General features: G+C 60.8%; 23 protein-coding genes and 1 pseudogene. 9 read left to right on the top strand and 15 right to left on the bottom strand.

Annotation, left to right across the window (positions count from 1 at the left end; genetic code table 11):
- Positions 1-309: 309 nt before the first annotated feature.
- Complete coding sequence (locus tag OMP38_RS14945; protein ID WP_277565844.1) at positions 310-636, top strand: hypothetical protein; 327 nt, start codon at positions 310-312, stop codon at positions 634-636.
- On the opposite strand, the gene OMP38_RS14950 is transcribed toward OMP38_RS14945, so the two are convergent.
- From OMP38_RS14950 to OMP38_RS34710, 3 genes are all read right to left on the bottom strand, one after another.
- Entirely contained in the window at positions 633-1,391 is a 759-nt protein-coding gene (locus OMP38_RS14950; protein ID WP_338130516.1) for a tetratricopeptide repeat protein, read from the bottom strand. The genes OMP38_RS14945 and OMP38_RS14950 overlap by 4 nt on opposite strands.
- Positions 1,392-1,484: 93 nt before the next feature.
- Positions 1,485-3,425, bottom strand: a complete 1,941-nt coding sequence (gene hrpB / locus OMP38_RS14955; protein WP_338130517.1) for an ATP-dependent helicase HrpB — start codon at positions 3,423-3,425, stop codon at positions 1,485-1,487.
- A complete protein-coding gene (locus tag OMP38_RS34710; RefSeq protein WP_338130518.1) occupies positions 3,331-4,044 on the bottom strand; it encodes a DEAD/DEAH box helicase in 714 nt (237 codons plus the stop codon). The genes hrpB and OMP38_RS34710 overlap by 95 nt, the downstream gene beginning before the upstream one ends.
- A gap of 190 nt (positions 4,045-4,234) precedes the next feature.
- On the opposite strand from OMP38_RS34710, the gene OMP38_RS14960 reads away from it, so the two are divergent.
- Together OMP38_RS14960 and OMP38_RS14965 are read left to right on the top strand one after the other, a co-directional pair.
- Complete coding sequence (locus OMP38_RS14960; RefSeq protein ID WP_277565845.1) at positions 4,235-4,813, top strand: hypothetical protein; 579 nt, start codon at positions 4,235-4,237, stop codon at positions 4,811-4,813.
- Between the two features lie 131 nt (positions 4,814-4,944).
- Positions 4,945-5,898 (top strand): D-2-hydroxyacid dehydrogenase, encoded by a 954-nt coding sequence (locus tag OMP38_RS14965; RefSeq protein WP_277565846.1) that lies wholly within the window; start codon positions 4,945-4,947, stop codon positions 5,896-5,898.
- A 288-nt stretch (positions 5,899-6,186) separates the two neighbouring features.
- On the opposite strand, the gene OMP38_RS14970 is transcribed toward OMP38_RS14965, so the two are convergent.
- Positions 6,187-6,528, bottom strand: coding sequence for a hypothetical protein (locus OMP38_RS14970; protein WP_277565847.1), 342 nt, complete (start codon positions 6,526-6,528; stop codon positions 6,187-6,189).
- A 277-nt stretch (positions 6,529-6,805) separates the two neighbouring features.
- Between OMP38_RS14970 and OMP38_RS14975 the strand changes: the two are divergent.
- From OMP38_RS14975 to nagA, 3 genes and pseudogenes are all read left to right on the top strand, one after another.
- Positions 6,806-7,670, top strand: a pseudogene (locus OMP38_RS14975) (MurR/RpiR family transcriptional regulator).
- Entirely contained in the window at positions 7,667-8,395 is a 729-nt protein-coding gene (gene nagB, locus OMP38_RS14980) for a glucosamine-6-phosphate deaminase (RefSeq protein WP_277565848.1), read from the top strand. Before OMP38_RS14975 ends, nagB begins: the two are co-directional and overlap by 4 nt.
- Positions 8,392-9,594, top strand: a complete 1,203-nt coding sequence (gene nagA / locus OMP38_RS14985; protein ID WP_277565849.1) for an N-acetylglucosamine-6-phosphate deacetylase — start codon at positions 8,392-8,394, stop codon at positions 9,592-9,594. Before nagB ends, nagA begins: the two co-directional genes overlap by 4 nt.
- Before the next feature lie 1,051 nt (positions 9,595-10,645).
- On the opposite strand, the gene OMP38_RS14990 is transcribed toward nagA, so the two are convergent.
- The 3 genes from OMP38_RS14990 to OMP38_RS15000 form a co-directional block, all read right to left on the bottom strand.
- The gene (locus OMP38_RS14990; RefSeq protein ID WP_277565850.1) at positions 10,646-11,284 is read right to left on the bottom strand and encodes a TVP38/TMEM64 family protein; all 639 of its coding nucleotides are present in this window, start codon (positions 11,282-11,284) and stop codon (positions 10,646-10,648) included.
- Between the two features lie 156 nt (positions 11,285-11,440).
- On the bottom strand, positions 11,441-12,202 hold the full coding sequence (locus OMP38_RS14995; protein ID WP_277565851.1) for an SDR family NAD(P)-dependent oxidoreductase: 762 nt from the start codon (positions 12,200-12,202) through the stop codon (positions 11,441-11,443).
- Complete coding sequence (locus OMP38_RS15000) at positions 12,192-12,539, bottom strand: Dabb family protein (protein WP_277565852.1); 348 nt, start codon at positions 12,537-12,539, stop codon at positions 12,192-12,194. Before OMP38_RS15000 ends, OMP38_RS14995 begins: the two co-directional genes overlap by 11 nt.
- A gap of 224 nt (positions 12,540-12,763) precedes the next feature.
- On the opposite strand from OMP38_RS15000, the gene OMP38_RS15005 reads away from it, so the two are divergent.
- Positions 12,764-13,858, top strand: coding sequence for an LCP family protein (locus OMP38_RS15005; RefSeq protein WP_277565853.1), 1,095 nt, complete (start codon positions 12,764-12,766; stop codon positions 13,856-13,858).
- 18 nt (positions 13,859-13,876) lie between these two features.
- Here OMP38_RS15005 and OMP38_RS15010 read toward each other — a convergent pair whose 3' ends face one another.
- From OMP38_RS15010 to trhA, 8 genes are all read right to left on the bottom strand, one after another.
- Positions 13,877-14,137 (bottom strand): DUF1294 domain-containing protein, encoded by a 261-nt coding sequence (locus OMP38_RS15010; RefSeq protein ID WP_277565854.1) that lies wholly within the window; start codon positions 14,135-14,137, stop codon positions 13,877-13,879.
- A gap of 20 nt (positions 14,138-14,157) precedes the next feature.
- Complete coding sequence (locus OMP38_RS15015) at positions 14,158-14,625, bottom strand: DUF1904 family protein (RefSeq protein WP_277565855.1); 468 nt, start codon at positions 14,623-14,625, stop codon at positions 14,158-14,160.
- Positions 14,626-14,961: 336 nt separating this feature from the next.
- Positions 14,962-15,897: a metallophosphoesterase family protein gene (locus OMP38_RS15020; protein WP_277565856.1), complete on the bottom strand. Its 936-nt coding sequence runs from the start codon at positions 15,895-15,897 to the stop codon at positions 14,962-14,964.
- A 133-nt stretch (positions 15,898-16,030) separates the two neighbouring features.
- Positions 16,031-17,320, bottom strand: coding sequence for a homocysteine synthase (locus OMP38_RS15025; protein ID WP_277565857.1), 1,290 nt, complete (start codon positions 17,318-17,320; stop codon positions 16,031-16,033).
- Positions 17,321-17,419: 99 nt separating this feature from the next.
- On the bottom strand, positions 17,420-18,724 hold the full coding sequence (locus tag OMP38_RS15030) for an AAA family ATPase (protein ID WP_277565858.1): 1,305 nt from the start codon (positions 18,722-18,724) through the stop codon (positions 17,420-17,422).
- A gap of 171 nt (positions 18,725-18,895) precedes the next feature.
- Positions 18,896-19,735 (bottom strand): sugar phosphate isomerase/epimerase family protein, encoded by an 840-nt coding sequence (locus OMP38_RS15035; RefSeq protein WP_277565859.1) that lies wholly within the window; start codon positions 19,733-19,735, stop codon positions 18,896-18,898.
- A 98-nt stretch (positions 19,736-19,833) separates the two neighbouring features.
- Positions 19,834-21,408: a diguanylate cyclase domain-containing protein gene (locus tag OMP38_RS15040; protein WP_277565860.1), complete on the bottom strand. Its 1,575-nt coding sequence runs from the start codon at positions 21,406-21,408 to the stop codon at positions 19,834-19,836.
- A 60-nt stretch (positions 21,409-21,468) separates the two neighbouring features.
- The gene (gene trhA / locus OMP38_RS15045; RefSeq protein WP_277565861.1) at positions 21,469-22,116 is read right to left on the bottom strand and encodes a PAQR family membrane homeostasis protein TrhA; all 648 of its coding nucleotides are present in this window, start codon (positions 22,114-22,116) and stop codon (positions 21,469-21,471) included.
- A gap of 334 nt (positions 22,117-22,450) precedes the next feature.
- On the opposite strand from trhA, the gene OMP38_RS15050 reads away from it, so the two are divergent.
- Together OMP38_RS15050 and OMP38_RS15055 are read left to right on the top strand one after the other, a co-directional pair.
- Positions 22,451-23,368 carry an aldo/keto reductase gene (locus OMP38_RS15050; protein ID WP_277565862.1) on the top strand — a complete coding sequence of 306 codons (918 nt, stop codon included), beginning with the start codon at positions 22,451-22,453 and terminating at the stop codon, positions 23,366-23,368.
- Between the two features lie 164 nt (positions 23,369-23,532).
- On the top strand, positions 23,533-24,201 hold the full coding sequence (locus tag OMP38_RS15055) for a DUF559 domain-containing protein (protein WP_277565863.1): 669 nt from the start codon (positions 23,533-23,535) through the stop codon (positions 24,199-24,201).
- Positions 24,202-24,383 lie beyond the last annotated feature (182 nt).

A 24,383-nucleotide genomic window follows, 5' to 3' on the forward strand; every position in this document is an offset into this window, starting at 1 on the left:
CGGCCCCGCTCATGCGCTTCAACTCCGTACTCTCTTAGGTTCTTCTTCGCACAATATAAGTGAACCGCTTATGGATGTCAATTTCGCCAGCGTCCGGCTTCGTTCGCGTCCCTTCGTCGATTCCTGCCAAACGCCGCGAAAGGAAGGTTTTGTCGGTTCCGGTCGGATCGGATTACAATTTGATTACAGACTGCCGTTTCGATGCTTCCGGACAAATAGCGTCAATTTACACCCGTATTCAGGCCGGGACCTTCGTGTTATTTTGAAATCGGGGACATGCCCCGAACATCGCCAAGGAGGCAGAGCGCTATGAGTACGAATGAAGAGCAACTGGACCAAGAGGTATTGGAAGCGCATACGGAAGAGCTTGGCGAGGAGGCTTCCGCAGAGGATACCGAGGACGTCGCGTCCGCTGACGATTCGGACGAAGCAGAGGTCGAAGCGGCTCCCGCCGTCGAAGACGCCGTACTGACGGACGACTGGGCCGTCCAAGCTGACGCGCCTGCCGCATCGATCGAAATGGAAGAGGCGGCCGAATCGGACGCGGAAGACGCAGTTGAAGCCGTGGCGGAGGACGATGCCGAAGCCTCGGCGGAGGACGACGCATCCGAAGAAGAAGACGCGCTGGCGGATTAAAAAAATAATGAAAGACAGCGGGACCGCGATTCATGGTCCCGCTGCATTTTTAATGGCCGGCTCCGCGACAGGGCGGCGGCAAGACTCAACGGCTGCGAACGGAGGAGAGCAGCGCCCATCTGCGCTCGCGACGCTTCATGTAACGGGGGAAGCGTCCGATAGACGCCCACGCAATCCCGATAGGCCTGCTTCGCGCCGGCCCGGTCCCCGAGCCTATCGTAGATTTTCCCCAACAGGTAGTAAGCCTCGCATGACGAAGCGTGCACGTCCTGGAACGCCCGCAAATAAGAAGCGGCCTTCTCGTCGTCCTTGCCCGCCCAGGCATCGCCGAGCAGCAAGTAAGGCAGACCGAATTTAACGCGCGGATTGATCTCCAACGCCTCGAGCATATGCTTTTCCCCGGCTTCCAAATGCCCCAGCGCCAGCTCGCATTGTCCCAGATCGCTCCAATATTCGGCGGATTGCGTCATTCGGTCTTCCATGCCTGACAGCAAGCTCCGCGCTTCCTCGAACTTGCGCATCCCGATCCACTCATGCGCGAGCTCCGACTTCGCGGGCGTGTCGTGCGGATTTAACAGCAACTGACGCTTCAGCTTGCTTACGCGGCTGCGTCGCTTAAACGGCTTGAGCAGGCTCGGCGTAATGCCCAAAAACCGGCGGTCGAGCAAGTATAAAATGACGAGCATAACGATAAGAGCCAAAAACGGATTGCCGAGCAGCCATGAAAGCAGAACAAAAATAAAGAAAATTTTCATCGAGCAACCTCCCGATCGCCATCGCGCAAGACGATAAGCCGGCGCGTGCGCGCCTGAACCGATCATATCACATACTAGGAAAATAAAGGGAGTCTATGTTCGAGGGCGCGCCCGGCTCGTCGCTTGCGCCTGCAAGGGATCGTCGGGCCAGTAATGCTTGGGGTATCGCCCTTTCAAATCCTTGCGAACCTCGAAGTAAGCCTCCCGCCAGAAGCTGGCCAAATCTCGCGTGACCTGAACCGGCCGCTGCGCCGGGGACAACAGGTGCAGCGTGAGCGGCACCCGCCCTCCCGCGATCCGCGGGGAGGAGGGCCATCCGAACAGCTCTTGAAGCCTCGCGTGCAGCGCCGGCGCGGCTGGATCGCCGTAATCGACCGGCAATCGGGAACCGCTCGGCACGGTGACATGCGTAGGCGCTTCTTCGTCTAATCTCCGCCGCTGCTCCCAGGAGAGCATCGCGGACAACGCCTCCGACAGGCTCAGCCGCTGCAGGTCTCCTCTCGTTCGCATGCCGGCGACGAACGGTCCGAGCCAAGACGCCAGACCGTCCAGCAGCGCTGCGTCGGATAGATCCGGCCAGCCTGCGGGATCGTGAAGCCCCAAAAATCTCGCGCGCTCCAGCCACTGGCGCGATGCCTTGGACCAAGGAAGCAGGTCGAGCCCTTCGAGCCGAATCCCGCTCAGCAGCGCCTCGCTTACGGCGACCGGGTCCGGATCGGGAATCGGCCCTTCGCGCAGCGTCAGCGCGCCAAGGGAGATGGTCCGCCGCGCCCGGACGGCGCCTGCCCCCGATTCCCAGGCGATCGCCCGACGTTCGGCGATGAGATCGCCGAAATGGCGCTCGAGATCGTCGGCGCGCAGCGGCGCCGCCAGGCGAATCCGTCCTTCGGTCCCCTGGTCGTCGAGCTCCGCCGCGACGATCCAGGGCTCGCCGGCAAGCGGCTGACCCTCGGGCACGTAGGCCCCCCTGCCGCCCGACAGGGTGAACTTGCCGCTCCCGCGGAGCTTGCCGATTCGGTCGGGATAAGCGAAAGCCAGCAGCAGGCCGCAATCGTACGCGGCATGCTGCGCCGAACGGCCCGCGGTTTTCCCAACCGAGCCGGAACCCGCGACCGGGCCGGTTCCCGCGCCTGAACCGGCCCCTGCAGCCTCGCCGCCCGCCGTCTTGAGCTGCGCCTCGAACTGGCGCGCTTCCGCCAGCAGACGTTCCCGGCGGCCGGCTTCGATGCGTCCGTCCCCCGCCGCCAGCGCTGCAAGCCTTAGCGACAAGTCCGCGTCGCCGCCTTGCAGCGGGTCCCTATCCCCGAGCAGCGCGGCGATCCGGCAGGCATCGGCCGCGAGGCCTAGCGGCTGCGCGCGCAGCATCATATGCGCGAGCCGCGGATGCGCGCCCAAGCGGGCCATGGCCGCGCCGTGCGGCGTCGGCGCGCCGTCCGCGCCGATGGCGCCCAGCGCGGACAGCAGCTCCCGCGCCTGCGTATAGGCCGCGGCCGGCGGCGCGTCCAGCCAATCCAGCTCCGCCGGATCGGACACGCCCCACACGGCCAGCTCGAGCGCCAGCGGCGCGAGATCGGCCTCGCGAATCTCCGGCGTTCCGGCCGGCGCGAGCTGCCGGTGCTCTTCTTCCGTCCACAGCCGGTAGCAGACGCCCGGCGCCACGCGTCCTGCGCGACCGCGGCGCTGATCGGCCGAAGACGCGGGAATGCGGACCGTCTCAAGCCGCGACATGCCTGTCCGCGGCGAAAAGCGGGGCGCCCGCATCAGCCCTCCGTCGACGACGATGCGAACGCCTTCGACCGTCAGGCTCGACTCGGCCACGGGCGTCGCGAGCACGATCTTCCGACCGCCGTTCGCGGCCGGCGCGAGCGCGCGGTCCTGCTCTCCCGGCGGCATGCTGCCATGGAGCGCCGCGATCTCCACGCCTTGCATCCCCGCGCCGTCAAGACGCGCCGACAAGGCCGCGGCCGTTCGCCGGATCTCCGCATAACCCGGCAAAAAAGACGAGCGCATCTCCCTCATGCCGCGCAAGCGCATGCGCCGTCATCTCCGCCGCCAGCCGCTCGACGGGTGCGTCAGACTTCCGATCGAGATAGACGGTATCGACCGGATACATGATGCCCGCGCTCTCAATAACGGGCGCATCGCCCAACATGCCGGCGACCGGCCCCGGCTCGAGCGTGGCAGACATGACGAGCAGGCGAAGATCGTCGCGGAACAGGTTTTTCGCCTGCAGACAGAGCGCGAGTCCGAGATCGCCGTTCAAGTTCCGCTCATGGAACTCGTCGAAAATAACGAGGCCTACGTCCGCGAGCGACGGGTCCTGCTGCAGCATTCGCGTGAGCACGCCTTCGGTCACGACCTCCACGACCGTCTTCGGACCCGCCTTCGTATCCATCCGGACCCGGTAGCCGACGCGCGCTCCCGCGCGCTCCCCGAGTCCCGCCGCCATGTATTCGGCCGCGCTGCGGGCGGCGATGCGCCGAGGCTCCAGCATGACGATCTTGCGGCCCGCGAGCCACGGCTCTCCCATCAAAGCGATCGGCACCCGCGTCGTCTTGCCCGCGCCCGGCGCGGCGACCAACACGGCGCCTCCCCGGTCTCGCAGCGCCGCCTTAATATCCGGGATCGTCCGGTCCACCGGCATCGCCGACATGCGAACGCCTCCTTTTTCATCTCTGTGTAACCAACAGTATAACACGTCCGCAAGATGCAGCAGGAGCCGGCTTCGTCTATATGCAGCGCGTTTCGAACGGTTACGCATTTTCCTATTTCTCCCATACTCGCAACTTCTTTTGTCCGGCATTCGTCTAAAAAGTATCACGCTCCGGAAGGGGAGAACCGCCATGAAACTCCGAATTACGACTGCAGCGCTGCTCCTATCCGTGTCGTTAGCCGCCGCCGGCTGCACGAATGACGATAAGAACGCCGATCCGTCTTCGTCCGCCTCCCTGGCGCCCGAAGCCACCCAGCCAGCCTCAGGATCCGCTTCTGCGACGGCATCCGCGACCTTGCCTGCCTCGCCTTCGGCCTCGGATGCAACACCTACGGCATCCGGCCCGGACTCGGCTTCCAGCCCTGCCGCCTCCGACGGCGAGGCTGCCGATGCGCCGGGCTTTCTGATCAGCCTGCCTTCGGGCAGCGACTTCAAGCCGTTCATGCAGATCAGCGAACAGAACGCCAAGAAGGTCGACGCGGTACTCGACGGCGCAGACTGGGAAAAGAAGGAGAGCGTCGCCATGTCGTCCTCCCCTTCGTACAAGCTGTCGGCGTTGGCCGGCGACCGGGTGACGGATGTCTACTACGTATGGGCCGGCGATGCCGACGCTTACGAGCTCGTGAAGGAGAACGGCAGCGGCTATGTCAGGCTGTCCAAAATAGACAGCGCCTCGCTCGCGAAGCTGCTGCCGCTGCCGGCCGCTTGAGGCCGGGCGCTTAAGCCCGTCGCGGACTCCACAAATGACCGAACTGCCCGCAAGGGCGGGCTCGGTCATTTGTGCTTTGGGAAAAAGCGCCTTCCGCGGTACAATAGGAGAAATCGGAAGGAGGAATCGATATGCGCACGATCGTCAGCCTGTTCGGGTTCGATCCCGAGCAGGAACGGCGGATTCAAGCCGCGGCGCCCGGCTGCAATGTCATCTTCGGCAAGCCGGCGGAGCTGGACCCCGGTCTGCTGGAGGAAGCGGAGGTGCTGTGCGGATGGTGGAAGGCCGCTTGGGAAAAGAGCGCCGGGAACCCACGCAAGCTGAAATGGGTGCAGACAGGTTCAGCCGGCGTCGACAACCTGCCCCTTAGCGAGCTCGAAGCGCGCGGCGTCGTGCTGACGACCGCGAGCGGCGTGCATCCGGTGCCGATGACCGAGACGGCGTTCGCGATGCTGTTAGCCTTCGCCCGCCAGTTGCATCATGCCGTACGCAATCAGAATGAGCGCAAATGGGCGCGTTCGGACGGCTACGGCGAGCTGCGCGGCCGGACGCTTGCCGTCATAGGCGCAGGCGAGATCGGCGCGGAGCTCGCGCGCATCGCGCAGGCGTTCGGCATGCGGACGCTTGGCGTTAGACGCAGCGGTCGTCCCGCCCCGCATGTGGAGGCCATGTATCCTCCGGAACGCTTGGACGACGTACTGGCCGAGAGCGACGTCGTCGTGAACGTCTTGCCGCATACCGCGGAGACCGTCGGACTGTTCGATGCCGGGCGGTTCGCGGCGATGAAGCCGTCCGCCCTCTTCATCAACATCGGCCGCGGCACGGCGGTCGATACGGACGCATTGACCGAGGCGCTACGGAACGGCACGATCGCCGGCGCCGGTCTCGACGTGTGCGAGCCGGAGCCGCTCCCCGCGGACCATCCGCTCTGGGCGATGGACAATGTCATTATTACGCCGCATATCGGCGGTGCCACGGATCAATACAAGGCGCGCATGACCGATCTGTTCGTCGAAAATCTGCAAACTTATCTGGCGACGGGAAAGCCTGCGAGGAATATCGTGGATTACGAGAAAAGCTATTGATTTCGGCTCATCCGCATGAAAACGCCCGCTTTTTCCGCTAATCGCGGAAGGCGGGCTTTCTTTTTAACAAGCCGAATCCAACCCCCATGAATCAAGTCAGCGAGAAAGTCCAAGTAGAACGTGCCGTTCAGCCCCGTGATGTAAAGAGATACGCGTACCTTTGCCGTATTGGCCGGGGCCGTATAGGCGTCCGCCATGCATGTTGACGAAGCCGCCGGTCGACGTATTGTGCCGTTCCCGGCGGGAATGGCTAAGCTGTGGGTGCGACTTGTACGGGAAAATGACCTTTCATGCGGGCCTGATGCCTTCCGCCGCTAGCATATACATTTTGATCGAGATCGCCGCTTCGGCCACCCATCGTCTGTACTCGGATTCGGCTTGCTCCCACGCTTCCGGCGTGCCGTATCCGTCCCGCGCCATCTGAGGCCCCCTGCTGGCTGCCGCGTCCGCCCATATGGACGCCCTTGCCTCAAAGTCCGGTTGTCCCCGATTCATCTCTTCGTGCTGGGGGAAAATCCGAATGTCGCGCAAGCCCGCGTCGCGCATCAAAGCGGGCAGCCGGTCCGCGATCGCATTGTCCAAGCCCGCGTCCGCGCGCCACTTCATATAAGCCGCGTAAAATTTTTTCATGCTGTCCGGCGGCTCGGGGGGACCATTCGATTTTCTCGTGGTTATAATCCGCGACAAGCACCTTGCCTCCCTGCATTGTTCTCTTTCATGCGATTTGCCGCCTTTCAAAATGTCGGATTGATTTACCGACAGCTTATCAAATTCGGCTTATCGATATAAATATATATAAATTATAGATTTGATAGTTGTTATCTATTAATAGACAAGAAATTTTTTTTCTTATATAATTCGAATTATAAGTAACATATTTTCTTGAGCAATAAGGAGGCAAGGTCGCATGGGCATTCTGCAAGCGATCGAGGATCGGCTGGACGCGCTGCATCCGAAGGAGCGCGAGCTGGCCGAGAAGCTGCTCGGGCATCCGCACGAAGCGGTCGGCATGACGATCTCGAAGCTCGCCGAATGGACGGGCGCGAGCTCGGCCACCGTGTCCCGCTTCTGCCGCGCGATGCAGTTCCAGAGCTTCGCCGACTTCAAGATGAAGCTGGCGGCCGAGCTCGCGAGCCAGCCTGCGGCCGGGCAGTATCAGGATATCGTCGCGGGCAATCCGCTGTCGGACATCGTGTCGGCCATTACGGCGAACCACGTCCGGTCGCTGACCGATACGACCAACCTGCTCGACCTGCAGCAGCTGCGCGCGGCGATCTCGGCGCTTCACGGAGCCGGGCGGATCGACTTGTACGGCGTGGCGACGTCCGGGCTCGTCGCGGAGGACTTTTTCCACAAGCTGATCCGTATCGGCAAGGCGGCCGCCGTCTTCTCCGACCATCACATGCAGTTGACCTCCGCGGCCTCGCTGACCGAGCGCGATGTCGCCGTCGGCATCTCGTACTCGGGGGGAGACGCTCGAAATCATCGACGCGCTCCGTTATGCCGCGGAGCGAGGCGCCACGACCATCTCCATCACGCGCTTCGGGCAATCGACGCTGTCCTCGCACGCTTCGATTCGCCTTTTCACCTCATCTTCGGAAGCAGGCATGCGTCGAGGCGACATGGCCTCCCGGATCGCGCAGCTTCATGTGGTAGACGTGCTGTTCACGGGTCTCGTGAGCGAGCACTTCGACGAGTATGTGCCGAGGCTGGAGCGATCGTTCCAGACCGTGCGCCAATATACAGGTAAAAGGGAGAGAAATCCGTCATGAATCTGTTGGTATTTGACGACAACGAAAAGCTGAACGAAGCGGGCGCCAATATCATCGTGAGCCTGGTTCAGACGAATCCGCGGGCCGTCCTCGGCCTCGCGACCGGCGGGACGCCCGTCGGCATCTACGAGCAGGTCGTCCGCAACTACAAGCAAGGGCTCGTGAGCTTCCGAAACGCAGTCAGCTACAATCTCGACGAATACGTCGGCTTGCCGGAGGATCACCCGGAGAGCTACCACACCTACATGCGCCAGCACCTGTTCGACCATATCGACCTCCCTTGGGCCAATGCGCATCTGCCCAACGGAAACGCCGCGGATCCGGACGCAGAATGCGCGGCATACGACGAGATGATCGAGCGCTCGGGACAGATCGACCTTCAATTGCTCGGTATCGGGCATAACGGCCATATCGGCTTCAACGAACCGGATACCGATCTCGTTCGCGGCACGCACGTCGTGACGCTCGCGGAGGAAACGCTCAAGGCGAACGCAAGGTACTTCGACTCGATCGACGACGTGCCGAAGCGGGCGATTACGATGGGCATCGGCAGCATTCTGAAGGCCAAGACGATCCTGCTCGTCATCCGGGGCGCGGATAAGGCGGAGATCGCGAAGCGGGCGCTGACCGGCCCGATCACGACCGACGTGCCGGCTTCGCTGCTGCAGACGCATCCGCGTCTGACGGTGCTGCTCGACCGCGCCGCCGCGAGGCTCTTGCCATGAGCGGCCCCGAAGGTCAAGCCGGCGGCAAGGGGACGCTAATCGCGAACGCCCGCATCGTCGCGCCGAACGGCGTCCTGGACGGCGGCTGGATCTGGCTGCGCGGCGCGGAGATCGCCGCGATCGGAGGGCCTTCCGATCCGCTGCCGGATGCGGCGGCAGGCGCAGAGCGGGTCGACGGCGCCGGCGGCTGGGTACTTCCCGGCTTCGTCGACGTCCACGTGCACGGCGGCGCCGGGCACGACTTCATGGATGCCGACGAGTCGCTGGCGGGCATCGCCGCAATCGCGCGGTTCCATGCGCGGCACGGCACGACCGGCCTGCTGGCGACCTCGCTCACCGCGTCGCGCGAGGAGCTGACGGCCATGATCGACCGGGCAAGCCGGTATATGGCTGGCGATATGCCGTTCGCTCAGGTGCTGGGCGTTCATCTCGAAGGCCCGTTCGTCAGCCTCAAGTGGAAAGGCGCGCAAAATCCGGACTTCATCGGCCCGCCGCAGCTCGAATGGCTGGACGAATGGGTCTCCCGTTATCCGGGCGTCCTCAAGCTGCAGACGCTGGCGCCCGAGCTGCCCGGCGCGCTAGATTATATCGAGCGGCTGGCTGCGCACGGCATCGTGCCGTCGGCCGGACATACCGACGCGACGTACGAGCAGATCGTCGCCGCCGCGGACCGCGGACTTCGGCACGCCGTTCATACTTACAATGCAATGACGCCGCTTCACCACCGCAATCCCGGCACCGTAGGCGCGGTACTCTCCGACGACCGGATCAGCGCCGAGGTCATCGCGGACGGCCATCACGTCCACCACGCCGCGATCAAGGTGCTCGCCCGCGCCAAAGGCAACGGCAAGGTCATCCTCGTCACCGACGCGATGGCGGCGGCAGGCATGCCCGACGGCGAAGGCTACGAGCTCGGCGGCTTGCCCGTCGTCCTGACATGCGGCGTCGCCCGCCTGAAGGACGGCGGCAACCTCGCGGGCAGCACGCTCACGATGATCGGCGCGTTCCGCCACATGGTACGCGAGGTTGGCATCGACATTCCGACCGCCAGCGCCATGGCTAGCGGCAATGCCGCCCGCCAGCTCGGACTCGGCGGCGTCACCGGCTCGCTCGAAGCCGGCAAGCGCGCGGACGTGCTCCTGCTGGACGAAGCGCTCGAGCTGCGCGGCGTCTGGGCGCGCGGCCGGCTGCAGGATTGATTTTTAATCCCCCGAACTCCGCTGGTGCGGGGTTCGGGGGGATTTTTTTATAACTGTCAGAAAAAGCACGCCCGACCCGCGTCCGTATTCTGATAGTAATGAAGGCGCCGATCTCCGTTCCCTACTGAACGAAGCAGCCGTTTGTCATGCAACGCGCGCAAATGCCTTCTAGCAGAAGTTTCTCCTATGCCGAGACTTTGACATGCGGCAGGCAGCGAAAAACGGTTCGAAACGTGAAGCGCAAACCGCAGAAGCTCCCGCTCGACAATCGGAAGCAAGTACAGTTTGCCTCTTTGCTGCGACATCGCTTGTTCACCGATGATCTCGTACAACGAACGCCTGCATGATTCGGTTTTCTTCTCCAACTCGTCTCTGCTGAACGGCACATAGACAAAACGCTTGGCAGCAAATGTACGCAGTCTGCTCTGCGCAAAATCATGGCGCTCTCTCGTCTTCATTTCCACGTGAGGCACGAATCCCTCGCACTCGTAAACATGCTGCAGCGGTTCAAAGAAGGCATCCGCGTAAAGTTTCACACCGTTTTGCGATAAAATCTCATACTCCAGTACAAGGCCTTCGAGCGTTTTCAGGGACCGGAAACAGCAGCTTCGATAGTAAGATGCGAGTCCCGTAGAGATCTTTCTCCAGCATCTCCCGTCTCATTCCGCGGGCCTCTCTTCGTTGCCTCTCGATGAATTGCTCGATTTGCGCATTGGCGTCCACAATCATTCCTCCTTGCCTCGATTCAAATAACTGAACGCAAAAACGCCGCCCGCTCCGAAGAGACGAACGGCGTGTGCTTCACGCTGCAACCTATAGGAATTATTGTATGCCGGTCGGGAGAAGTTTGTCCAGAAAACTTTACGCAACTCCGCCGCAACGGCGCATTCCTCGCTTACATCTACCTTCACTGCTCTTTAGCCCTCTGCAGCCGCGCATTTCTCGCTTACAGTAGCATGATTCTGCAGTATCCGTGCATTCCTCGCTTACAGCCGCCTTCGCCGCTCAACCGACGGCCGCAGCCGCGCATTTCTCGTTTACAGAAACCACGCTAAGCGAGTCTCTCTTCCTCTGCCAAACCGTCTTCACGCCTCTCCGTCCTTCTGATCCCGTAGGTCTCGACCCAGCGCCCGATCCACCAGGTGGCGGCGACGAACAGCAGCGCGTACAGCGCCTGCTCCGGATGGCGGAGGAACTGGGCGGGATCGTGGCCGATGAAGGAGATTACGAACACCATGACGGCCTTGCCCAGCATGATCGCGACCAGGAACGAGCGGAACCGCATGCGGGCCAGCGCCGCGGCGATGTTGATGACGACGAAGGGTCCGACCGGGAACAGGCTGAGCAAAAATACGTAGCTGAACGAATTGCGGCGCACCCAGCGCATGCCCTTGCTCACCCGCGGGCGCTCCGCCCAGCGCTGCCAATACGGACGGTCCGCGATCTTGCGGATGACGGCGAACGTGACGAGGCAGCCCAGCACGATGCCGATCCAAGAGTAGAGAAAGCCGAGCCATAAGCCGTACACCGCCGCATTCACGCCCACGATGAGGATGGTCGGCAGCGGCGGCACGAAAGACTTCAGGAAGGTGAGTAAAACGCCCGGCAACGGGCCGTAAGCGCGGTACTGGTCAAGCCATTCCAACAATTTCTGTTCATCTATGTGCCGCAATTCGTTCAGGATTTCCATCTCGCGTCCCGCCTTTAGATCCATCGGTCGATTCGTCAACGACAGCATAACCGATATCGGCGCGGAAATCCATGATGCCCACAACCTTAAGATTGACGCGAAATTGCCTTATAACCGCGTCGGCCGGATCAGATCGCTGGCATCAGATCGCTGGCATCAGATCGCCGGCATCACGTTGCCGCCGCTAACCGGCACGTAGGCGCCGGTAATAAAGCTCGCAAGGTCCGAGGCCAAAAACGCGACGACGTTGGCGATCTCCTGGTCGGTGCCGCGCCTTTTCAACGGAACCGTGCTCTCGTAGGACTCGCTCCGCTCCGTGCCGGCTTCCCGGTCGCGCTCGCTGATCGTCCAGCCGGGCGCCACTTGGTTGACGGTGATCTGATGCTCGCCGACCTCTTTGGCCAGCACCCGATACACGCCGTCCATTCCCCGCTTGCCCGCGACGTACGCGGACTGCGTCGGAAAGTTCTGCATCGCGCACTCCGTGTTGATGCCGACCAGCCGGCCGCCGCCCTTCGCGATCATGTCCGGTACGAACGCTTTGGCCAGATGCACGCTCTGCAGCACGCAAGACTCGAACTGGCCGACGTAGTCCTCGACCGCCTGCTCCAGTACGCTCGTCCATTGATACTGGATAACCGCGTTGGCGACGACGATGTCGACGGCGCCCAGTCCGGCATTTACCGTGTCCTTCATCGCCAGCACGTCGTCCAGCTTGGTCACGTCCGCCTGCACGGTCAGCGCGCGCACGCCCATCTCCTCGAGCTCTGACTTGAGTTCCTCCGCCTTGGCGGCGTTGCCCCGATAGTGAATCGCGACGTTAGCGCCGCAGCTCGCCAGCGTGCGCGCCATCACGCGGCCGAGCTGTCCGGAGGCGCCCGTGATGAGCGCGGTTTTGCCCGACAGATTAATTTGCATCGCTTTGACCCTCCTCGGCGCCGTAATCACGGACGAAGTCGATCTCCAGGAACCGCGTCACTTCGCTCTCCCACCGCTCGGCGACGAACGCGACATGAGCGGGATGCGCGTTGTAGCTGTCATAATCGGCCTGCGACGCGAACTCCATCGAGTAGCCGTATGTATAATCGTTTTTGGGACTGACTTGCTTCAATACCTCGAAGTTTCGCACGGCCGGAATGGAGGTAAGTATACGCCAACCGTCCTTCAGGAATCGATCCGCTTCCGCAGACCCCTTCTCATGCTTCAGATCGAAGATCACCTGATGACGGATCGCCGAATGATTAGGTTTGCTCACCGATATCCCCCTTTTCGCATACACATCATTAGTTACAAACAACAATCTTTATTATAACAAAAACTGCATTTATCGAAACATCTCGGCAGGCATCCGAAATCCGCAACCCGCCCGGTCTTCAAATCGTCAAATAATGTGGAATTTCTTTCTTTACTCTTAGGGCGTTTGCCCTAAAATAGAAAGGGTTGCCGTCATTTTAATTTTAAATCATGCGGAGGATCATAATGAATACGCCCGAAAACAAACGCACATGGGTGCGCAAAACGCTAAAATACGCGGGGATCGTCGTCGGTGCCCTCGTCGTCATCGTCGGCAGCTATGCCGGATACTTGGTGTATAAAGCGAATCATACCATCAACCTCATGGCCGGCGACGCGCCCGCGCCTTCTCCTTCCCCTTCCGCCTTTGTATCCGGAACATCCGACGAACAACGGATTGACGCGGATTACGCAAGCGATAGCGAGCTGATCAAGAAGCCCGTCACCTTCCTGCTCGCGGGCATTGACTTCAGAGAAGGCAGCGGCGGCACGCTCAATACGGACGTCCTCATGCTCGGCAGCCTTAATCCGCAGACCAACTCGGCAAGCCTGATTTCTCTGCCGCGCGACCTTCAGCTTAAGCCCGAGGACCTAGGCACCCACAAGGCCAATTACTACTACGCCTATTTTTACAACAAAGACAAAGATACCGCGATGGAAAACACGAAGGAATTTTACAGCGACCTGTTCGACTTCCCGATCGATTACATGATCATGATCAACTTCGACGGGCTGCGCAAGCTGGTGGACGCGGTCGGCGGCGTGGACGTCGACGTCGACATGGATATGCGGTACGTTGATAATGCCGACGGCACGAACATCGATCTGAAAAAGGGTTATCAGCATCTGGACGGCGCCAAAGCCCTCGACTTCGTCCGGTACCGCAAGTCGAACCGCGGCACCGCCGAATCTTCGGATATCGCCCGCAACGCGCGCCAGCAGCAAGTGCTGAGCCAGCTCACCGACAAGCTCGCTTCCTTCCAGGGGGTGCTGCAGTGGGGCAAGGTGCTCGACCTGCTCGGCAAAAACGTGCAGACCGACATTCCCAAATCGATCCTCCGCGACTATATCTACAACGTGAAGGAAATGAAGCCGGACACGCTAAACGTGCTGCCCCTCGAGAGCCGCTGGGAAAGCCCTTATATTATCGTCAAGGAGGACGATCTCGAGCAAGCGCTCGACGCCCTGCGCGCCGAGGCCGGCATTCATGAGCCGAGCGACCTGAAGCTGGCCGACGTCGTCGGACTCGATCCGTCCCCGGATCCGGACGACGCCAGGTAACTTGGCCGCCGCGCTAGACTAACGACCGAACCAGACCATCACCAGCACCGCGTTCAGCACGAGCAGGGCAGGAATGCCCGCCGTGAAGGAGCGGTGCTTTGTCTTGTGGCGGAAGAAGCGCATGCCCAGCAGCATGCCGAGCGCGCCCCCGATCGTCGCGATCAGGAACAGCCGCTTCTCCGGCACGCGCCTCTCCTTGTGCATCGCCTTCGTCTTGTCGTAGCCCATGATGAGGAACGCGATCAGGTTGACCGCCAGCAAGTAGTAAAAAACGATCATCTATGAATCCTCCCGGTCGGCTACTCTCTCAATGCGTCCCGCAGGCGGGTCGACATCGATCCCGCGGTCGCGGCGGCCGCTGCTTTGCGCGCGCGGGCCAAATCGTCCTTCAGCTTGGCGTTGTCCGCGAGCAAGGCCTCGAGCTCCTCCGCAGGATCGGCGCCGAACGGCTCGCCGTTCGCGTAATAATCGGACGGCCGGTAGCTGCGGAACGCAACCTCGACTTCCGGCACGCCGCTGCCGCGGATATGCCTGTCCAGGCAGCGCGCGACCGCGTCGCGGACTTCGCGGCCGCGTTCGAACCAAGCGACTTCGACAAAGGGATAGGAAGGCGCAATCCGGCCTCCGGCTATGCAGGTCGTATGGACGACCTCCAACATAAGATCGCTCGGCTCACAGCCTATGATGGCGGACAGCTCGGTTTCCAGCGAACCGCCGATGGCTTGAACCTGTTCGACGGACAAGCCTCTAAAGTATAAGTGGGGCATCGTTATGCAGCGCTCCTCGCTCTATCGTTCTTTCTATTATAGTCCGCAATGGGCCTGGAGAGCGAATCGGCGGCCGATCGGATTCCTATTGCGAAGCGCGGAACGATGCGATACAATCGTGCTTAATCTTGATTAACGGAGGTGTTCCCGCATGGGAATGTCAGGTTCGAAAAAAGCGAGGCAAAAAGCCGTGCGCGAAGGCAAACTGAATCCCGAAGCGCTGCGGAGCGAGTGGGTCCGCAAGCCGTATACCCAAGTCCAACCGAATAAGAAGGCCGATCAGCGCCGCTCCTTCTGCCGCAAGCCGGGCACAAGCGAGGGCGCTGATCCTTTTTTTTACGGGCGTTTCTTGCGAGACTTGTGGATTCTCGGCGCCGAGAGCTTGCGGCCTCCGGCCAGCCTGATCCAAGTCTCGTAACGCGCGCCATCCTCTTTCAGTTCGATCACTCTCGCTCCCCGTTTAAATCCCAGCCTGCCGTAGGTATGATAGCCCGTCGATCTCCCGTAAGTCAGCCGGATGCCGTGCAGCGTCCCTTCAAAATCGTTGATATGATCGTGACCGCAAAACGTGCCGAGCACGCCGCCCGCCTCGACAAGCGTCGCGAACATGCCCGAATTCAGCTTGGGGCAGGAAATATCCTCGAATCTGCGTCCGTTGCAAGGCCGCGTTCTCCAGACTTCCTTGTACTCGGGAAGCGGAATATGGAAAAAGACGAGGGAGGGCAGCGAGGGAGCGCCCTGCGGCCGCAACGTCGCGGCCTTCTCCCTGAACCAGTCGATCTGATCTTTGCGGATCCAACCGTAGCCGGGAATCCGGTCCAGGTCGGAATAACTGCCGGAGTCGAGAAAATAAAGCGCATGGCGCGCATCGCCGTTCGATCCGCCGATCGTTAGGGCATAGTTGCCGACGCCTTGGACCGATTCGGGCCCGGCGCTCGCCAGACATCCCCGCTGCCGGACCAGCGTCTCCATCAGCCGGTCGCGCGAGACGTCGCCTTCGCTGTCGTGATTGCCGAAGACGGCCGCCCACGGCGTCCCGCTCTCCGCCACGACCGCTACGGCCTGCGCGACGGACGCATACGGATCCCGGCAGCCCAGGCTAAAGACAATGTCGCCCGTAAAGACGACCAGATCCGGCTTTTCCTCGCTTAGCACCCGTTCCATCAGTCGTCGTGTCCGAAGATCATCCGTCTCGCCGTTCTGCCAGTGCAGATCGGTGAATTGTACGATTTTGAATGTTCCGTCTTTGCGGAACCGAAGCTTATTCTCCATGTCGGACCGCCTTCCGTTCGCCGATTGCAGGGCCTACTCCTTATATATTCCCCGCGCAAAGGAAAACGACCTCCGCAGCCGACGGGCAGCCGCGGAGATCGTCCGTAAATTTCCGAAAACGCAAAGCTATGAATTACTGCTGGCTCGCTTCGATCGCTTGGCCGAGATCCGCCAAAATGTCGACGATCGATTCGGTGCCGATCGACAGGCGGATCAGGTTCGGGCTGACGCCGCTCGCGTATTGCTGCTCTTCGGACAGCTGCTGGTGCGTCGTGCTGGCCGGGTGGATGATCAGCGACTTCGAGTCGCCGACGTTCGCCAAGTGGGACAGCAATTTCACGCTCGAGATCAGCTTCTTGCCCGCTTCTACGCCGCCCTTGATGCCGAACGTCAGGATCGCGCCCTGGCCTTTGGGCAGGTACTTCTTGGCGAGCTCGTACGATTCGTGGCTTGGCAGGCCGGTGTAGCTGACCCACTCCACATGCGGGTGATTCTCCAGATAGCGCGCTACCTCAAGCGCATTCGAGCTGTGGCGCTCCATGCGCAAGTGCAGCGTCTCCAGACCTTGCAGCAGCAAGAACGAGTTGAACGGCGAGATCGCGGCGCCCATGTCGCGCATCAGCTGCACGCGCGCCTTGATGATGTACGCGATCGGACCGACAGCATCGGTATAGACGACGCCGTGATAGCTCGGGTCAGGCGTCGTGAGTCCCGGGAACTTGCCGCTGGCCGCCCAGTCGAACTTGCCGCCGTCGACGATGACGCCGCCGATCGAGGTGCCGTGGCCGCCGATGAACTTCGTGGCCGAGTGCACGACGACATCCGCGCCCCACTCGATCGGACGCAGCAGATACGGGCTTGGAAACGTGTTGTCCACGATGAGCGGAATGCCGTTCTCGTGCGCGATCTTGGCGACCGCTTCGATGTCGAGCACATCGCCCTTCGGATTGCCGATCGTCTCGGCGTACAGCGCCTTCGTCTTGTCGGTGATCGCCGCGCGGAAGCTCTCCGGATCGGAAGCGTCGACGAACTTGACGTTTACGCCCAGCTTCGGCAAGGTCGTGGAAAAAAGATTATAAGTGCCGCCGTACAGTGTCGAGGACGACACGATCTCGTCGCCCACGCCGGCGATGTTTAAGATCGAATAGGTGATAGCGGCCTGGCCGGACGCCGTCGCGAGCGCGGCTGCGCCGCCTTCGAGCGCGGCGATGCGGTTTTCGAACACGTCCGAGGTCGGGTTCATGAGCCGCGTGTAGATGTTGCCGAACTCCTTCAGCGCGAACAGATTCGCCGCGTGCTCCGCGTCGCGGAAGCCGTAGGACGAAGTTTGGTAGATCGGCACAGCGCGCGACAAGGTCGTCGGATCGATCTGTTGGCCGGCATGGACGGCCAGCGTTTCGGGTTGATATTGTTGCTCGGACATGAGTAAGGTCACGCTCCTCAGGATTGGTAAGATTCGACAATGTATCAATTCGATTCTTATCGCCAAATTCCTGCACGCTAAACATTATTCCAAGTAAATTTATTGGAATCCAATGCGATTTGATGCGCCGCCCCAGTCCGTGCCGTTCAGCCAATCCCGCTTGCGCCCTTTGTCCAGGTCGCTGCGCAGTCCGAGCACCAGCTGCTCCAGGTCGATGCGATCGTCGTATCGCTTTTGCAAGGCCGCGGATACGTACAGCTCGTTGAGCTGCGCAAGCGAAAAGCCTTGGGTACGTTCCGCCGCATGGACGGCCTGCTCTTCTCCGGCCAATTCGGGCAACCCCTTGCGGCGCAGATACGCCAGGCGCAACGCCTCGTCCGGCAGCTTGACCTCGTATGCGCGGTCGAACCGGCCGGCGCGATTGATCAGCGCGGGATCGATTTTTTGCGGATAATTGGTCGTTCCGATCAGGAATACGCCCTCCTTGGCCGTTGCCCCGTCCAGAATATTCAGGAAAAACGACCGGCACGAATCGGGCATCGAATCGATGTCCTCGATGACCAGCACGGACGGCGCCTGCTTGACGGCGGCGGCGAAAACCTCGCGGATCGACTCGCTGTTCGTATATTCGGTGATCTGCCAGTAAAAGACCGGCGACTCGACGCTGCCCGCGATCGATTTGACGAGCGTCGTCTTGCCGTTGCCCGGCTTGCCGTAGAGCAGGATGCCTCGCTTGTAAGGAATCTGGTACTGTTCGAAAAACGTCCGGTCGCCGCCGAAAAATTCGTCGACGGAGCGGAAGATTTGCTGCTTGAGCGTCTCGTCCATCACCACCTCTTCCCGCGGGATGGCCTGGGAGATCGGCTCGCGGCAATGCTGAAGACCTTCGCGCGTGTCGGTGTACACATGCATCTTGCGCTCCTCCGAGCGTCGCAGCTGCATCGCCTGGAGACAGGCGCTGAGCTGTTCGTCGTCGGGCGCGAAGATCAAATCTTCGGTCGCCAGCAGCCCCAAGTGGACGAGCATCGGCATCCGGACCAGCGCCACGCGGTATTCCGGATAAACGAACAGGTTGTTGCGAACCGAGGGCCGCATCCGGTAGTTCGTCTCGCCGAGCTTCGGCTCGAATGAGATCTGCCTGGATTCGACCAGATCAAAGACGGATGCAAGGTGAACAAGGCCCGGATAATCCGACTCGATGTCCTCGGCCAATCCGTCCCATACGTCTCCCTGATCGGCCTGGTCGTAGCGCTTGAATTCGCAACCGAAGCGGTCCGAGAGCAAGCCCGCGATTCTCGCGACGGTCCTCGCATAATCGAAGTAGCGCTCCGTTCCTTCCTGGGCGCGATAATCGTACGAAGCGACGAATGCCGGCGTCTGTACGGCGGTCGTTCCTCTCTGCATGCCAATCTCCTCCTTGGTTGTAGGGTGTGCGGAAAACGCCTGGCGTCGAATCGTAGCAAAAAACCGCAGGCTCCAGCCCGCGGTCGTTCAAGACGCGCATGATCGCGGCTCCAATAACGAAGCGTGCGGGCTGTATGCGGTCTTGTCTATATGCAATTGTTAAAAGCGCGGCTACATGGGTCTCAGGGCTTCCGAAGGCTTGATCGCCGCCAGCTCTCTCATCTCGGCTAGCACGGCCCAAGGCTCCCCGCCGCCCAAATACGTTAACGAGAGCGGTCCTTCGTAGCCCGCCTGCCGCGCGAGCTGGACGCATTGCCTGAAGTCCATGGAATCCAGCCGGCCGCCTCCATCCTCCCGCGCTTTGGCATGGACGGTCTCGGCATGCGGAAGAATCGCTTCGAGCTGGCGATACTTGTCCTGCTTGAAATTGCCGAAGTCAGCCGTAAGTCCGACGCTGCCGTCCGTCTCCTCGAGCAAGCGCAGCACCCGGTCGGATCGGCTTAGCAAAGCACCGAGATTTTCCGTGACGACCCGGACCCCCGCATGCCCCGCATAAGCCGACAGCAGCGATAGCGACTCGGCCGCCCGGGCGAACGACGCATCGTCGTCGCCGTCGCCCGCTCCGATGCGAACTCTGCGGAACCCCGCCGCGGCGGCGGCGTCGATCCATTCGCGGTACAACGCCATTTCCGCGTCGTGCCTGGCTGCGTCGGCCGTGCCCGGATCGCCGAAGTCCAGCAGCAGGGAGTTCAGCTCCACCCCGGCGAGCGCCGAGATCCGCCTTAATTCGGCCAGGCCCTCGGCCGATCGGTCCTTCAGATGCGGATAGGCGAGTTCGATACCGCCATATCCTTCGGCGCCGAGACGGGCGATTAGTTCAGCCAGTCCAAGCCGCTCGGGCTGCGCCTCGACGTTCGTCGCGAGCGCCGATGCGCGCGCATCCCACTCTACGTACGTCAACGGGCCCATCCATTTTTCAAACGTCCAGCTATTGATATGATGCTTTATCACGATCGCCCCCCCCGCCGAGCATGGTCAAACCGCATACCCCTAATTAAACGCGGAAAGCGCATTCCAAACCGACTCCACTTAAAGTAGCGCTTTCACGGTCAAAGGGACGAAGGTCTGTAAGCGGAAGTCTTGGCCATTATTGCGCGGTTTCTGCCGGATTGCTTCGCCTCGTAAAGGGCGGCGTCCGCTAGCGCGATCAGACGCTGTTCGTCGCCGGCGCCGACGGTCCGATGGGACGCGACACCCAGGCTAAGCGTGACGACGCCCTCGGGCGAGTTGATGTGCGGGATCGCGAGGTTGAATACGGCGTTGCGGATTCGTTCGGCGACGGCCATCGCCTCCGCCGATTCCGCGCCGGGCAATATGACCCCGAATTCCTCCCCGCCGTACCGGGCCGCCGTATCCGTACCCGTACGCAGGCAAGCCATCGTGGACGCCGCGACTTGAATCAGGCAATCGTCGCCGGCCTGGTGGCCGTACGCGTCGTTATACTTTTTGAAATAATCAATGTCGAAAAGAATAAGCGATAACGTCGAGCCTTCCGTCATGCATGCCGCGCGAAGCGCCTGATCGAATCGCCGCCGGTTCGCGATGCCCGTCAGGCCGTCGAGCAGGGAAAGCTTCTGCAGCAGACTGTTGGCTTCCTTCAGCTTTTCCTCGGCGAGCTTACGCTCGGTGATATCCGTGGACACGCTCATATATCCGATGACTTCGCCATCTGAATCGAGCACGTGCGATACGATCACGTTCGCGGCGAAGGCAGTGCCGTCGGTACGCTCGATCGTCCATTCCTGCTCTTCCGCGCTGCCGTACATCATCCGCTGCACGAAAGCGGAGAGCGCGTCGGTGTCGCGCGCTCCTGCCTGAGTAAAGCCGGGCTTGTCCGCTGCAATATCGACGCCAACCGCCGCTTGCAATCGGGGTATCGCACGTCCGACGACGTCGTCGGCATCGTAGCCGAGCAGCTTTTCCGCGCCTTTGTTGAACAGCGTGACCCGTCCCGTCAGATCGGCTGCGACGATCGCCACTTCGGATGCGGACTGCAAGATCGACTGCTGCAGCATATGCAATTGCCTGAAGCGCCTCTCGCTCGCGCGAAGCTCCAGCTGCAGCCGGTTAGCCGTCGAGAAGTAAGCCGTCAAACCGCTGACGACGATGCCGCCGATGGCCATGATAACAAAATAAGGAGGCAAAATGTCCATGGCGCGTTCCCCGAGCAGAATGGAGAACGTAATCGCCGTGCAAAGCATGCAGAGCGCGATCGAGTACAGCCAAAAGCGCCCGGGCCGCCGAGGCAGCCAGCCGCTCATGGCGCCGCTGCCCGCGGCCAATACGAGCGCCGAGATACTGGCGATCAGCGATGCGTCGTTGACGCCGCCGAACATCAGGATGCGGCCGATCATGACGAACGCCGCCGTAATCAGCGCTGCGAGCGGTCCGCCGAAAGCCGCCGAGCAAATAATCATTAATTGTCTGAAATCGAGAAGCGCATGCGCGTCGAGGCGCACGCTGAAGTACATGAGCACGAGGGCGAACAAACCGTAGGAGATCGCTCCGTAGACGACGATACGCCGCGGCTTGGCGCCGTCGGCTTCGTGCTTGCCGTATAGGGCGTTAAAGAAAAACAGGAAAGCGGTCAGCAAAGCAAAGTTGGCGATCAGCGTATTAATCATGCGTTGCCCCCGGTAAGAAATACGGTTTAGTGGGCCATTCTACCATTTCCGGGGGAAATATCAGTAAATCCGCAGAACGAACAATAGAATGGCGAAAAAGTGCGCGATCGAGCCGCCGAGCACAAATAGATGCCAGATGGCGTGGTGGTAGGGAAATCCGCGCCAAACGTAGAAGATCGCGCCGACCGTGTACAGCAGTCCGCCGCCGATCAACAGCTGCATCCCGCCCGTCGACAACGCCGCGGTCAGCGGTCCCCAGGCGAAAACGATCATCCATCCCATTAGAATGTAGACCAACGTGGACAAGTACAGGAATTTTTTCGTAAAAAACGCTTTAAAAATAACGCCGCCGATCGCAAGCCCCCATACGAGGCCGAAAAGCGTCCAGCCCAGCGGGCTGCGAAGCACGGTCAATAATATCGGCGTGTACGTGCCGGCGATGAACAAATAAATGCACGAATGGTCGAAGGTCTCGAACAAGTCCTTCAGACGGCCCTCCCGGAGGGCGTGAACGAGCGTCGAAGCCGTATACAAGAGAAGCATGGTCGTGCCGTAAATCGCGAAGCTCGCCACGTGCCAGGCCGTCCCGTACAGGCTGGCGTAGACGATCAGGATCGTCAGCGCCGAGACGCTGAGCACCGCGCCCAATCCGTGCGTAATGGCGTTGGCCACTTCTTCTCTGCGAGTGTACACGTAGGTGTTCGCCATCTTCCAGATCTCCTTCCGAATGCGGACTAGCTCTTTACATTTTAACATCGGCGGTATAAAAAAGCGAAACCGGGCCTCTTCGGTCGCACGGAAAACGCGTTAGGCGGAAAATCGATCAGGCGAAGCGTCCGGGTGAAGCGTGCAGGCAAAGCGTCCAGGCAAAGCGTCCAGGCAAAGCGTTCAGGCAATGTTCCTGCTTCAACATATGCGGGGACCAGCCCAAAGGTGAGCGCCTCGTGCGGGCATTTCGACGGTTATCATGCGTGAGGGACCGCCTTCAAGGGTACAAAGGGGTAGCACGATCAAGAATCCGACTCATAGGAGGGAATGGGATTTGGAGACGCGTAAATTCGGCAAAACCGATATGAAGGTGTCCGTGCTCGGCTTCGGCAGCGCCGAGATCGGCATGGATAGCTCGAAGGCAACCGACCGCGAGGTCGGCGATCTCTTGAATGCGCTGCTGGACAAAGGCGTCAACGTGCTGGATTCCGCGTCGAGCTACAAGCGCAGCGAGAGCCTGATCGGCCAGCTCGTATCGAGCAGGCGCAGCGAATACTACGTCTTCAGCAAGCTCGGCGAAGGCGAGAGCGTCGGCCTCCCCTATCCGGATTGGGACGTTCGCAACGTGCGGCCCAGCATCGAGCGTACGCTGCGGGATCTGCGAACCGACTACGTCGACCTGATGATGATCCACAGCTGCTCGGAGGCCGTGCTTCGCCAAGGCGACTTGATCGAGGCGCTGCGCGACCTGAAGCGGGAAGGCCTGACGCGATACATCGGCTACAGCGGCGACAGCACGGATGCGCTGTACGCGGTAAATACCGGCGTCTTCGATGCGCTTGAGACGTCGATCAACATCGCCGACCAGGAGGCGCTGCAGCTCACCGTCAGCGAGGCGGCCAAGCGAGACATGGGCATCATCGCGAAGCGGCCGATCGCCAATGCGGTCTGGGTCAGGCAGGGTCTCGAGAATGCGCCGGATCCATACGTAGAACGGCTGGAGAAGCTTAATTATCCGTTTCTGAAAAACGACTCCGATGCTATCGCGGAGAAGGCGCTCCGGTTCGTACTATCCGTCCCCTACGTCGACAGCGCCATCGTAGGCACGACCAATCTGGCGCATTTCCGGCAAAACATCGGGTATGCGGCCAAGGGGGAAGCTCCCCGACCGGGAAATTCTCGACATCCGCAACCGCTGGCTGGAGATCCGGGAGCCGGCTTGGGCGGGGTTGAAGTAGGAGTAGCAGACTAGCAGACCAGCAGAAGCAGCAGGAGTTGACGAACGCGTCCAATCTCAGGTTGCCGGCATACGGTCTCCCTTCTATAATGTAACTATCGAGACGAAGAACGTCCCGCCTGCATCCCTTCGGGGATTGCCGACGGGGCGTTTTTATTTTGGCCGGGAGGTTGGAGTCGATGGGATTCGAGCAGGCGCACGAGGCATTTATCGCGCAGCATCTGTCTGCACGATCGGGCGAACGAAGAGGCAGACTCGAGCGAGGGCATCGCGAGGCGGAGAAGCTGTTTTGCAAAAACGTATGGTGGAAGCTGCACGGACACTTTGACGGTTTGCACCCGGAGTACGAGGTGAGAGATTGGCGCGGATTGTCGTACTTTTGCGACTTCGTATGGATCGGACTAGCGGTGAAGCTGGTCATCGAGATTAAGGGCTTCGGCCCGCACGTGCGCGATATGGACCGGCAAAAATACTGCAATGAACTGAACCGCGAGACGTTCCTGACCGCGATGGGCTATCAAGTCGTTAGCTTCGCCTATGACGATGTGGCCGCGAGGCCGGAGCTGTGCGTGACGCTGCTGCGCTTGTTGTTCGCCCGTTTTCAAACGCAAGCGAGTCCGCTCGGGACGGACAAACTGATCGAGAGAGAAATTATCCGCATGTCCGTCATGCTCGCGCGCCCGATTCGTCCCATCGACGTGATGACGCATCTGCGAATCGGCCACCGAGCCGCTAAAGCCGCGCTTGTCTATCTCTGTCGTTCAGGCTTATTTACCGAATCGCGCGGAGCCGAGGGCAGTCGCATCGTTCGATATGAAGCCAACGAATCCGCCTGGAAATGGTTATGAAGCGCAAAGTACAATGCTGCCCGGTCCATGCTCCACTGTAAGCTTCCAGTTAGAAGGAGTAACTCCGATTGACTCGTAGGGGGTCATCGCAGTGCGTAACATTTAAGTGTTAGAAAGCAGTTATTTCGACGCATAATCGCAGATTCGATGAAATAGGTGTTCAAACGCAATTAATTCACGAA

The sequence above is a fragment of the Cohnella ginsengisoli genome (assembly GCF_029525555.1).
Lineage (GTDB): Bacteria > Bacillota > Bacilli > Paenibacillales > Paenibacillaceae > Cohnella > Cohnella ginsengisoli.

Coding starts and splice junctions, on each gene's coding strand:
- OMP38_RS14945 (WP_277565844.1), top strand. CDS start 310: ATGAGTACGAATGAAGAGCAACTGGACCAAGAGGTATTGGAAGCGCAT.
- OMP38_RS14950 (WP_338130516.1), bottom strand. CDS start 1,391: ATGAAAATTTTCTTTATTTTTGTTCTGCTTTCATGGCTGCTCGGCAAT.
- hrpB (WP_338130517.1), bottom strand. CDS start 3,425: ATGCGCTTGCGCGGCATGAGGGAGATGCGCTCGTCTTTTTTGCCGGGT.
- OMP38_RS34710 (WP_338130518.1), bottom strand. CDS start 4,044: ATGTCGGCGATGCCGGTGGACCGGACGATCCCGGATATTAAGGCGGCG.
- OMP38_RS14960 (WP_277565845.1), top strand. CDS start 4,235: ATGAAACTCCGAATTACGACTGCAGCGCTGCTCCTATCCGTGTCGTTA.
- OMP38_RS14965 (WP_277565846.1), top strand. CDS start 4,945: ATGCGCACGATCGTCAGCCTGTTCGGGTTCGATCCCGAGCAGGAACGG.
- OMP38_RS14970 (WP_277565847.1), bottom strand. CDS start 6,528: ATGAAAAAATTTTACGCGGCTTATATGAAGTGGCGCGCGGACGCGGGC.
- nagB (WP_277565848.1), top strand. CDS start 7,667: ATGAATCTGTTGGTATTTGACGACAACGAAAAGCTGAACGAAGCGGGC.
- nagA (WP_277565849.1), top strand. CDS start 8,392: ATGAGCGGCCCCGAAGGTCAAGCCGGCGGCAAGGGGACGCTAATCGCG.
- OMP38_RS14990 (WP_277565850.1), bottom strand. CDS start 11,284: ATGGAAATCCTGAACGAATTGCGGCACATAGATGAACAGAAATTGTTG.
- OMP38_RS14995 (WP_277565851.1), bottom strand. CDS start 12,202: ATGCAAATTAATCTGTCGGGCAAAACCGCGCTCATCACGGGCGCCTCC.
- OMP38_RS15005 (WP_277565853.1), top strand. CDS start 12,764: ATGAATACGCCCGAAAACAAACGCACATGGGTGCGCAAAACGCTAAAA.
- OMP38_RS15010 (WP_277565854.1), bottom strand. CDS start 14,137: ATGATCGTTTTTTACTACTTGCTGGCGGTCAACCTGATCGCGTTCCTC.
- OMP38_RS15015 (WP_277565855.1), bottom strand. CDS start 14,625: ATGCCCCACTTATACTTTAGAGGCTTGTCCGTCGAACAGGTTCAAGCC.
- OMP38_RS15020 (WP_277565856.1), bottom strand. CDS start 15,897: ATGGAGAATAAGCTTCGGTTCCGCAAAGACGGAACATTCAAAATCGTA.
- OMP38_RS15025 (WP_277565857.1), bottom strand. CDS start 17,320: ATGTCCGAGCAACAATATCAACCCGAAACGCTGGCCGTCCATGCCGGC.
- OMP38_RS15030 (WP_277565858.1), bottom strand. CDS start 18,724: ATGCAGAGAGGAACGACCGCCGTACAGACGCCGGCATTCGTCGCTTCG.
- OMP38_RS15040 (WP_277565860.1), bottom strand. CDS start 21,408: ATGATTAATACGCTGATCGCCAACTTTGCTTTGCTGACCGCTTTCCTG.
- trhA (WP_277565861.1), bottom strand. CDS start 22,116: ATGGCGAACACCTACGTGTACACTCGCAGAGAAGAAGTGGCCAACGCC.
- OMP38_RS15055 (WP_277565863.1), top strand. CDS start 23,533: ATGGGATTCGAGCAGGCGCACGAGGCATTTATCGCGCAGCATCTGTCT.